At 30.8% G+C, this 7144-nt stretch carries 11 protein-coding genes; 5 read left to right on the forward strand and 6 right to left on the reverse strand.

From position 1 onward, the window contains the following. Window positions 1–112: 112 nt before the first annotated feature. The 3 genes from ACKI3Q_RS05660 to ACKI3Q_RS05670 are packed head-to-tail and all read left to right on the forward strand — an operon-like array spanning window position 113 to window position 1395. Window positions 113–613: a class III signal peptide-containing protein gene (locus tag ACKI3Q_RS05660; RefSeq protein ID WP_407415116.1), complete on the forward strand. Its 501-nt coding sequence runs from the start codon at window positions 113–115 to the stop codon at window positions 611–613. A 25-nt stretch (window positions 614–638) separates the two neighbouring features. After that, window positions 639–1022: a carboxymuconolactone decarboxylase family protein gene (locus tag ACKI3Q_RS05665; RefSeq protein ID WP_407415118.1), complete on the forward strand. Its 384-nt coding sequence runs from the start codon at window positions 639–641 to the stop codon at window positions 1020–1022. 4 nt (window positions 1023–1026) lie between these two features. Then, window positions 1027–1395, forward strand: coding sequence for a hypothetical protein (locus ACKI3Q_RS05670; protein ID WP_407415120.1), 369 nt, complete (start codon window positions 1027–1029; stop codon window positions 1393–1395). On the opposite strand, the gene ACKI3Q_RS05675 is transcribed toward ACKI3Q_RS05670, so the two are convergent. Genes ACKI3Q_RS05675 through mtxX form a run of 3 tightly spaced genes read right to left on the reverse strand, consistent with a single transcriptional unit; the run spans window position 1392 to window position 3689 of the window. Next, a complete protein-coding gene (locus ACKI3Q_RS05675) occupies window positions 1392–2153 on the reverse strand; it encodes a TatD family hydrolase (protein ID WP_407415122.1) in 762 nt (253 codons plus the stop codon). The two genes, ACKI3Q_RS05670 and ACKI3Q_RS05675, sit on opposite strands and share 4 nt — an antisense overlap. Before the next feature lie 5 nt (window positions 2154–2158). Beyond that, a complete protein-coding gene (uppS, locus tag ACKI3Q_RS05680; RefSeq protein ID WP_407415124.1) occupies window positions 2159–2923 on the reverse strand; it encodes a polyprenyl diphosphate synthase in 765 nt (254 codons plus the stop codon). Window positions 2924–2972: 49 nt separating this feature from the next. After that, complete coding sequence (gene mtxX / locus ACKI3Q_RS05685; protein WP_407415126.1) at window positions 2973–3689, reverse strand: methanogenesis marker protein Mmp4/MtxX; 717 nt, start codon at window positions 3687–3689, stop codon at window positions 2973–2975. Between the two features lie 241 nt (window positions 3690–3930). Here mtxX and ACKI3Q_RS05690 point away from each other — a divergent pair, with 241 nt between their 5' ends. Beyond that, window positions 3931–4203 (forward strand): transcriptional regulator, encoded by a 273-nt coding sequence (locus tag ACKI3Q_RS05690; protein WP_407415128.1) that lies wholly within the window; start codon window positions 3931–3933, stop codon window positions 4201–4203. Window positions 4204–4215: 12 nt separating this feature from the next. Here ACKI3Q_RS05690 and ACKI3Q_RS05695 read toward each other — a convergent pair whose 3' ends face one another. Then, complete coding sequence (locus tag ACKI3Q_RS05695) at window positions 4216–5595, reverse strand: 2,3-diphosphoglycerate synthetase (RefSeq protein WP_407415130.1); 1380 nt, start codon at window positions 5593–5595, stop codon at window positions 4216–4218. A gap of 226 nt (window positions 5596–5821) precedes the next feature. Here ACKI3Q_RS05695 and ACKI3Q_RS05700 point away from each other — a divergent pair, with 226 nt between their 5' ends. Then, window positions 5822–6109: a UPF0058 family protein gene (locus tag ACKI3Q_RS05700; RefSeq protein ID WP_407415132.1), complete on the forward strand. Its 288-nt coding sequence runs from the start codon at window positions 5822–5824 to the stop codon at window positions 6107–6109. A 24-nt stretch (window positions 6110–6133) separates the two neighbouring features. Here ACKI3Q_RS05700 and ACKI3Q_RS05705 read toward each other — a convergent pair whose 3' ends face one another. Beyond that, the gene (locus ACKI3Q_RS05705; protein WP_407415134.1) at window positions 6134–6850 is read right to left on the reverse strand and encodes a UPF0280 family protein; all 717 of its coding nucleotides are present in this window, start codon (window positions 6848–6850) and stop codon (window positions 6134–6136) included. A 9-nt stretch (window positions 6851–6859) separates the two neighbouring features. Then, a partial coding sequence (locus tag ACKI3Q_RS05710) for a transcriptional repressor (protein ID WP_407415136.1) occupies window positions 6860–7144 on the reverse strand: 285 nt, incomplete at its 5' end.

The raw sequence follows: 7144 nt of genomic DNA on the forward strand, positions 1-7144 counted from the left end.
ATAAAAAGGGAGAAATGTATGTTCCTTTAATTGCACCTTATTCGTCATATAAATTATATCCTGGTAATATTTATGTTATTGAAAAAACTCATGAGGGGAAGATATTGATAAAATGATACTGGAAAATAAAGGACAGGTTAGTGCTGAATATTTATTGCTGATCGGATTTATGGTTGTGATAATATTGATTTCAATTTCATTCATCGCTTCTCAGCATGAATTGACAATGGCAATGACTGCTGCAAGAAATGGCGTTAATGATGGGAGTTTATACTCTTCTAGTGCAATTTATCCCAAAGATACATATAATGACTATTCAAAGGCAAATTATGAGCTGTTAATACCATCTTCTGTAGAAATAGTTAATATCAGCTATACTGATATGGGACATGATTCTAACTTTGATAAGCAGAAGATACAATTTAAGGTTTATGCACATTCTTCAAAGGATTTGGATAAAAAAGAACTTGATTCCATTGGTGATAGAATTAATTATAACTTAAGAAAATCAATTGCCTTAACTTTTGAGACAACACATGCAACTAATAAACTTTATAATCCTGTATTTTCACAACATTATATTTTTACAACAGCAAATGTTAAGTGGATTTAAAATATAATATTATTCAGGTGTTAATATGGAAGATAGATTTGAAAAAGGTATGAGTGTATTGAAAATTACAAATGAGGATACTATTGAAGATATTTTTAAAGAGCTTGAAGATATTGCTCCAGATTTAGGACGTTTCATTGTTGAATTTCCATATTCGGAAATTTATACTCGTGAAGAAGTTGATTTGAAAACCCGTGAATTATGTACTGTCGCTGCACTAACCACTCTTGGAACAATTCCTCAGCTTAAGGATCATATTAATGCGGCATTGGCCGTTGGCAATACTCCTCGTGAAATTGTCGAAATCATAATGCAGATGACTGCTTATGCAGGTTTTCCAAAAGCCATTAACGGTGTGATGGCTGCAAAAGAAGTTTTCAAAGAAAAAGATTTGCTTCCCGTAGAATGATATTATGTATTCTGATGATGAAAAAGCTAAATTAATGGAAGAATTAAAAGAAATGGAATCATTAAAAGTTGATACGGGTAATGAAGGTAAAATCCTGCAAAAGGACATAATAGACTTCATTGAAAATAGAAATGGGGATAAAGAGGATTTAATTTTTCGCATTGAATTATTCATCTATGCTTTTAAATTATTCTGTAGAAAAGAGATAAGATTTGATAATAATCAGTTCATTGTCTATTTGAATGATTCCCTTTTGGATTATGAAAAAATAGATTTGTTGAAAAATGATTTTGATAAATTCGAATTGGTTATTGAAGCTGTTGAAGATGGTGGTGAAATATTAATTAACTTGAATTTCACTTATCACTATTAGATTTTAAAGACTTTTCGGGCATTGTCGGTAGTTATCCTATCGACAGTTTCAATATCTTCATTTTGAATTTCAGCTATTTTTTTAACTGCATTGGTTACATTTGCAGGTTCATTTCTCTCATCTTTTGTCATGGCCAAATACGGACTGTCCGTTTCAGTCAGAACATTGTCAAGAGAAATATTTTTAATCAAATCCTGGTGCTGTTTTGAGTAACATAACATTGTGGAAAAGCTCATGAAATAGTTATCCTTTTCCATTATTCTTCTGGCGGTTTTTGCACTTCCGCTAAAACAGTGAAATACTACATACGGAATGTCATCATATTCCAAGACAATATTCAGAGCCTTTTTCTCACAGTCACGCACATGCATAAGTAAGGGTACTTTATATTCATTAGCTATTTCAATAAAAGTTAAAAAGATTTCTTTCTGTTTTTCACGCATTGCTTTATCTTTAACATAAAAGTAATCCATTCCAACTTCTCCAATTGCAACGATGTTATTTATATTTTCAATCAAATGGGAATGTGCTTGCTTTAACTCTTCGTCGCTGCAATTTTGTGAAGAAACTGGGTGATAACCAAAAGAAGGATAAATAAAATCATCATATTTGGAACATAAATCAAGAACGCCTTTATTACTTTCATAGCCTATTCCAGAAACAATAACTGCATCTAATTTATCTTTTGCTCTTAATATGACTTCGTCACGGTCTTTATCATATTCTTCAAAATCAATATGGCAATGTGTATCTATCATTATATTTATACTCCAAATCTGCGTTCTCTTGCTTGATAAGATCTAATTGCTCTTAAAAAATCGACTTTTCTCAGTTCAGGCCATAATGTTTCACAGAAGTATAATTCTGAATATGAGGACTGCCATAATAAAAATCCGCTTAAACGCTCTTCACCGCTAGTTCTGATAATGAGGTTAGGGTCGTCAAGCCCCTCAGTATATAAATTTTTACTTACCAGCTCTTCATCGACATCATCAACAGAAATTTTGCCTTCCTGAACCTGATTGATAATCTTTTTTAATGAATCAATTATTTCCAATCTTCCATCATAACCGATGGCTAAATTGAAAAGTCTTTTATTATAATGTTTTGTTGCTTCTTCTGCTTCTTTTATAGCTTCTTTTACTTCATCAGGAAGTAGTTCGGTTCTTCCAACAACTTTTACTTTAACTTCATTTTTATGAATCTTTTCATGGTCGACTAATTTTTTAAAGTTTATGACAAAAAGTTTCATAAGTCCTTCCACTTCATGCTGGGGTCTGTTAAAGTTTTCTGTTGAAAATGCATATGCTGTAACTATTTCAATTCCTAGTTCAATACTCCAGTCTAAAACATTTTCCAGACTGTCTACTCCAAGTTCATGACCTTTAAGAACATCTACATTTCCTTGAAGTTTAGCATATCTTCTGTTACCGTCCATAATGATAGCTACGTGTTTTGGCATTTTATTAGGGTCTAATTTCCTTGAAATATACCAATCATATAATTTATAGATTACATTTTCACCCATTTGAATTACCCAAAATCTTTATTATTTTAATATTTGTAATTGTTTATTTTTAAATATTGGCTAAATTGTATGCCAATTTTAAACTTCTTAAGTATCCTTTGATATTTTGATCTCGGCTAGTATCAATATATACGCCATCAATTCCAAAGGTCACTGCTCCACAACTTGGCCAGGAATTCACCAAAACTAAAGTTCTAAATATTATATTTCCCATTATTCCATTAGGGGCTATAATAATATTACAATTGTCCTCAATAGCTTTTTCAATTAATATATAATGATTTATCACTTCAAAATCAGTATTTTCTTTAATCAATTCAGTCAATTCCTTACTTTCATCAATTGATTTAGATATTTCTTCGCTTCTTCCATAATCTCCTTTTCTTCCTGATGCCATAACTGCAATTTTAGGTTTTTTCGATTGTTTTTCAAGGAATTCGCCACAGTATATTGCAATTTTTAATTTGTCTTCAACTGTTAACCCTTCATCTATTCCGACGGGAGTTAGTAAAAATTCAATATTGTCTCCATTAATGTATGTTGCTCGTGAAATATCACTAAATTTGTTTTTTAGCTGTTTCATCACGCTAGATGCGGGAAGTGATCCCCTTACAACTGCATTAATATCCTTATTTAATATGGCTTCAATCAATTCGTTATCATTGTCTACAGTTATTATTTCAGCATCTTTATTTTCTTTTTGAAAAATATCGCAGGCTTTAATAATATCTTTGTTTTTGCCAAGTCCGACTACTATCTTAATCATTGATATTAATTATATGAATTTTGACTAATAAAGATTATTTTTGGAGATTTGGTTTAATATTAACAATAGTTATATTTTGTCTCTTTATGTCAGTATAAATCTATATGCTATCAACATCGGATAAAATGGGCATTTTGAGTTCAATTTTAATTATTCTTTATTGAACATATATGTTCATTGTATTCTTTTTGTTTAAAATTGTACAATAAATTAATATATATGATTGAATATAATTATATCCATGAATGAAGAAGAAGTATTAAATTCATTAGGGTATGTAATGGCTTCAACATATAGACTTAGTGTAATACAATATATTGGTAATGGAGTTAAAATTCCATCAGACATTGCAAATAAGATTGGGGTTAGAACAAATCATATTTCTAATGTTTTATCAGATTTAAAAGAAAATGGATTGGTTGTTTGTTTGAATGAGAATGCTCATAAAGGGAGATTATACAAAAATACAGATTTGGCTTTGGCAATTCTAAAATATTTGAATGAAATGGATTAAAAAAATAAAAAATTATGATGATTTGTTAAAATCATCAATTGCACTATCAACTAACTCAATAACACTATCTGCCAAATCAGGATATTTATCACTAATAGCAACAGGAATATTATCGCAATAAACCACTTCAAGGCCCGCTTCAATGGCATCTTTTGTTGCAACATCAACAGCAGCGGCTTTAAGCTCTGTTAACATAACATCTGCTTTATCTATATATTTTGCCATATCTTCTTTTAAAAGAGGCCTGTTGGATAGGTGAGCTGTAGTACCAACAACTTCACAGGAATAATTTTCTTCCAAATAACTTACAAGTGTGTCTTTAATTTCTTCAGGTGCGGTAGTTGCAAACAAAACTTTTTTACCTGAAATATCTTCAAGAGGTTTAGGTCTAAACACTGTTGAAATTACAGTTGCATCTGGATTAATCTCATTTATGAATGATTCGATTTCAGCTATTTTTTCACTACTTGCCATAGGCTCTTCACACATAGTTAAAATAATTAAATTTCCTAAAGAAATTCTATACGGGCCGAAATATGTTGTCAAATTGCTGATTGGTTGGTTCGCTCCAATCAGTGCTATTTTTTTATTGGTTTTTATTGGTGGTATGGCCGCACCGCTTCCTTCGAATATTGCAAATTTGGATTCCACTTCATTAGCAAGGCGAGCACCTTTTTTCATATTTGTTAAGAATACTTCACCTGCCATTCCTCCACCACAGCGTCTGCAGCCTATGGTTAGAATTCTGCTCATTAAAGCATCTTCCCAATGATCACTTGCTGCGTGAACTCCTTTTTGGGACTGTTCCAATAAGAATTCTGCGGAAATTTCAAGTTCTTCTCCATGGACGATTTCAGGTTCTTCAGGTCCGCCTCTGCCCATTGCAATGACACAAGGTTCATAACCTTTTTTATCAATTAATCTGGATACAAAACCGGAAACTGCAGTTTTGCCTATACGTTTTCCAGTTCCAAGAATGGTTATTGAAGGCTTTTCCATAACTGCATATTCACTGTGTGGTTCGAATTTAAAATCGGGACCTTCATAGGTAACTCCTTCATTTAAAACTTTACACGCTATTTTAAATCTTTTAGGATAATCCAGAATAGGTTCATCGCTCAAATCCATGACTGTATCAATATCATATTGCCTTATCATTTCAACAATAATGTCATATGGGATATCTTTATCCTTTGCAAATTGAACAGGGACTCCTAAAACCTTTGAATAAGACTCTTCTGTATCATCTCTTAATTTTTCAGTTCCGCCTATAAAAACAACGGCAGAAATATCAATGTGTTCTATTTTATTTAATGTATCAACTGCTTCCTGTGTGACTGGTAGATAGTGTTCACCGTCAACAAGACAAAGCATTTTTGTTATACTCATCATGTTTAAATATTTTGGAATCCGATTATATATACATTATTTTTTTCTATTGATGTTTAATTAATCTAAAATTAATTTTATTCTAGCATTGTCAAAAAAAGTTACATTAATACCTATAATTTAAATATGATTAAAAGTAATATTATAGTATTCATAGAAAAGAAGTAAAATTTTATAATTAATTCAATCTTTTTTCAGAATTAATTAATGACATATAGGTTAGATATTTATGTATAAGGATGAAATGATACAATTACATCAATTTTTAGTTTATGTTTTAAAATATTTAGCAGAAGATGATCAAATCACTAATGATTGTAGCGAATACATTTCACTAAAAATAAGTCCACATCACATTCATAAGACAAAAGCAGAACATAAGCATGCTATTTTTGTTTTATGCAAAATAATCTCTGAAGTAATTGCAGATAAAGATAATCATTCAATACCTGACAATGTATGTAATTCTTTAGCGGATTTGGTCACACGCTCAGAAAGAGAAATTAACGTTGCTTAATTTTCTTTTTTTTTTTAATTTTTTTTAATGTTTCACACTGAATTCATCACTTTCAACGATTTTTGGCAATTTGCCTATGGTTCCAACATTTTCACCAGATATGATTAAGACGCCATCGAAAAATTCTTTATAGTTTTCCGCACATTCCAAAGCATTGGAAACTTTATCCTCACTATTTTCACCATTAACTTCATTTGCAATTCTTGTTGCAAGGCCATCAGCCAGTGAAGGGCTTTTGGAAATAACACTGACGCTATCAGATGAACCAAAGCTTATTGAATGGCCGATTTTTCCCGAAGATGTACAGATGCCTAGAGGTTTTTTTCTGGATTTTATTTTAAATGCAATATTATTTCCTAAAACTTTGTTATTGGAATAGATTCCACATAAAACTTCCATATCATTAATAAGAGCAATATCTCCACCATTTTCTACAATGGAATAAGTGCTTCCATTATTAATTAAAAAATTAAGACTCATTTCAGAAATTGTACCTGCAACACATGCCATAGGACCTACATCAGCTTTTGTTGATGATTCATACATTTTTAAAACGATTTCAGATAAATATTCTCTGTTATACTTTAATGGTTCAATGGACAATAAGAAATCGGGATTTTTGGAAATGTATCTTTTCAATTCCTGCCTGATTTTAAAGATATATTGTTTTAGATTTATGTTATCTAAATCACTTTTTAATCTAATATGTGTCTGGTCAATATCAATTTCTTCAAAATGCATATAATAATATTATATTATAATTTGTTTTTTAAGGACTTTCATCCCAATTGAATCTCGAACGATATCATTTATTTTATCATCAACATAAGATAAATCAAAAATTTTATTACATTCTACACACATAGCATGTGGATGTTCATATGCTCTTCCATCAAAATGTACTTTCCCACCAGGTAAAATAAGTTCTTGTATAACCCCCTCTTCTGCCAATTGATGTAGATTTCTATAGACTGTACTAACACTAGTATGTACACCTCTTTGAAGCATCATCATATACACATCTTCAGCTGTAGG

Source organism: Methanobrevibacter sp., from assembly GCF_045636185.1.
In the GTDB taxonomy this organism is placed as follows: domain Archaea; phylum Methanobacteriota; class Methanobacteria; order Methanobacteriales; family Methanobacteriaceae; genus Methanocatella.

Excerpts from the sequence above, each read along its gene's own strand:
- ACKI3Q_RS05660 (WP_407415116.1), top strand. The coding sequence starts at position 113 with ATGATACTGGAAAATAAAGGACAGGTTAGTGCTGAATATTTATTGCTG.
- ACKI3Q_RS05665 (WP_407415118.1), top strand. The coding sequence starts at position 639 with ATGGAAGATAGATTTGAAAAAGGTATGAGTGTATTGAAAATTACAAAT.
- ACKI3Q_RS05670 (WP_407415120.1), top strand. The coding sequence starts at position 1,027 with ATGTATTCTGATGATGAAAAAGCTAAATTAATGGAAGAATTAAAAGAA.
- ACKI3Q_RS05675 (WP_407415122.1), bottom strand. The coding sequence starts at position 2,153 with ATGATAGATACACATTGCCATATTGATTTTGAAGAATATGATAAAGAC.
- uppS (WP_407415124.1), bottom strand. The coding sequence starts at position 2,923 with ATGGGTGAAAATGTAATCTATAAATTATATGATTGGTATATTTCAAGG.
- mtxX (WP_407415126.1), bottom strand. The coding sequence starts at position 3,689 with ATGATTAAGATAGTAGTCGGACTTGGCAAAAACAAAGATATTATTAAA.
- ACKI3Q_RS05690 (WP_407415128.1), top strand. The coding sequence starts at position 3,931 with ATGAATGAAGAAGAAGTATTAAATTCATTAGGGTATGTAATGGCTTCA.
- ACKI3Q_RS05695 (WP_407415130.1), bottom strand. The coding sequence starts at position 5,595 with ATGATGAGTATAACAAAAATGCTTTGTCTTGTTGACGGTGAACACTAT.
- ACKI3Q_RS05700 (WP_407415132.1), top strand. The coding sequence starts at position 5,822 with ATGTATAAGGATGAAATGATACAATTACATCAATTTTTAGTTTATGTT.
- ACKI3Q_RS05705 (WP_407415134.1), bottom strand. The coding sequence starts at position 6,850 with ATGCATTTTGAAGAAATTGATATTGACCAGACACATATTAGATTAAAA.